The sequence below is a fragment of the Clostridium sp. AF29-8BH genome (genome assembly GCF_003478145.1).
In the GTDB taxonomy this organism is placed as follows: Bacteria; Bacillota; Clostridia; order Lachnospirales; family Lachnospiraceae; genus Otoolea; species Otoolea fessa.
In genome coordinates, this window is the sequence record NZ_QUEL01000055.1 from 1 (window position 1) to 1,974 (window position 1,974).

2 protein-coding genes are annotated in these 1,974 nt (G+C 47.4%); both read right to left on the reverse strand.

What is annotated here, in order from left to right; all coding sequences use genetic code 11:
• A partial coding sequence (locus DWZ16_RS15210; RefSeq protein WP_182427300.1) for a transposase occupies nt 1-142 on the reverse strand: 142 nt, incomplete at its 3' end.
• A gap of 189 nt (nt 143-331) precedes the next feature.
• On the reverse strand, nt 332-1,669 hold the full coding sequence (locus tag DWZ16_RS15215) for an MATE family efflux transporter (protein WP_118468077.1): 1,338 nt from the start codon (nt 1,667-1,669) through the stop codon (nt 332-334).
• Nucleotides 1,670-1,974 lie beyond the last annotated feature (305 nt).

Below are 1,974 nucleotides of genomic sequence, written 5' to 3' on the forward strand. Positions count from 1 at the left end.
CGTCAGCTATCTGCTGCACGAGTTCCTGTAGGTATTTCTCAACTTCTGGGGTTAATATCTTCCGTCTGTATTTCACCGACCAAACCATATGGTAGTTAATATTACACACGCAAGTTCTATAATGTATCAGATTTCCTTTCATACATATAGTATATCATATTGAAGTGTAATACGCAATTATTATTCGAACATATTTTCGCTTTTATTGTATGCCGGTTACGGCATTACTATCAAAGGATGAGAATTATTATACTATTTGCATTGTGCAGATATGCACACTCCTGCGCTTTCATCTCGGTAATTGAATTGCCGAGGATTCCCGCTTATTGTCCTAAAAATATTGATACCTCCTTCTCTTCGCCACCAAAAAGATAACTGACACCGTCACGGACATACATTCCGCCACGATAATTGCACCCCAGATTCCGTTCAAGCCCAGGAGCAGCGGCAGAATGATAACCGATGCACTTTCAAACACAAGAGTACGCAAAAATGCTATCAGCGCCGAGGTCAGTCCATCTCCCAGCGCCGTAAAAAAGGCGGAACTGAAAATGGAGAAACCGCAGAATAAGAACGAAACCGCATAAATGGAATACGCATGTACCGTCATGTCCAGAAGCCCGGCATCATATCCTACGAAAATAGCTGCCAACGGTGCCGCCATCACCTCGGACAGCAGCAGCATGCTCAGAGACGCCGCCGCGATCAGAAGCACACTGCGCTTTAGCAGGTTATTTAACTCCTTTTTATTTCCTGCGCCGTAGTGATAGCTGATAACTGGAGCTACGCCGGTCGCATAACCGATGAAAATCGCAAGGAAAATAAAATCCACATACATGATGGTTCCGTAAGCTGCGACTCCGTTTTCTCCCGCGTAGCGCATCAGCTGCGCGTTATACAGCATGCCGACAATGGACATGGAAATACTGCTCATCAATTCCGATACACCGTTGGTGCAGGCACGTCTGAGCGCTCCTCCATCCCACTTTGGTCTGCGAAGGCGCAGGCTGCTGCTGTTCTTCCGCAGGAAATAAACCAGCGGTATCGTTCCGCCTATGATCTGTCCCATCGCAGTCGCCATCGCCGCTCCGGCAATTCCCCAATGGAACACTCCCATGAACAGAACATCTCCCGTCATATTGAGCACACCCGAAATGATCGTTACAATCAGCCCCAGCTTCGGCTTCTCCGCCGTCACGGAAAGGCTGCCAAACGCATACTGCAGCATTAAAAACGGAAGCGCCACCAGAATGATCCGTCCATACCGGATGCAGTCCGCCAGCATCTCTCCCTTCGCGCCAAGAAAGGCAGCGATCTGCGGTAAAAACAGAATACTGATAACCGCAATTACCAGACCAGAAACAAAGGTCGCAGCGATCAGAAGGGAAAAAATCTCCTGCGCCTTCTCACGCCTGCCCTCGCCCATAATCCGGGCGATCAGGGCACTTCCACCCGTGCCGAACATAAATCCCATGGCACCTACGACCATCAGAAACGGCATAATGAAATTGACCGCCGCAAACGGCGTTTTTCCTACAAAATTCGATACAAAATATCCATCTACCACTCCGTAAATGGAGGTAAAAATCATCATTAAAATAGATGGAATTGTAAACCGGATCAATCTCCCAAAACCGAAATGATCCGATAACTGAATCCTCTGTTCCATAACATTCTCCTGTCAAATTTTTAAGTAATTCTGCCATTATATCATGATTCGCATCTTCGATGCTTACCGCTGCTGACGCAGCTATCGTGATCGCCATTCGCCGTTCGCCATAAATCTGCAAGCAGCTTTCTGGCTCACTTGCGCTCATTATATCATAATTCTTCACATCACGGAACATCACCTGCACCTCTTCTCCGTTACTGTTCACGCATACGTGCCCAGTAACGGAATTTGCCGTGGCTTCGCATTTAAATACGGCAAATTCCTGCTGCCACCACGTTTTCTTACGGCACTTTCGGTTCCAA

What these genes read in the sequence shown, in the direction of transcription:
- DWZ16_RS15215 (WP_118468077.1), bottom strand. Translation starts at nt 1,669, where the DNA reads ATGGAACAGAGGATTCAGTTATCGGATCATTTCGGTTTTGGGAGATTG.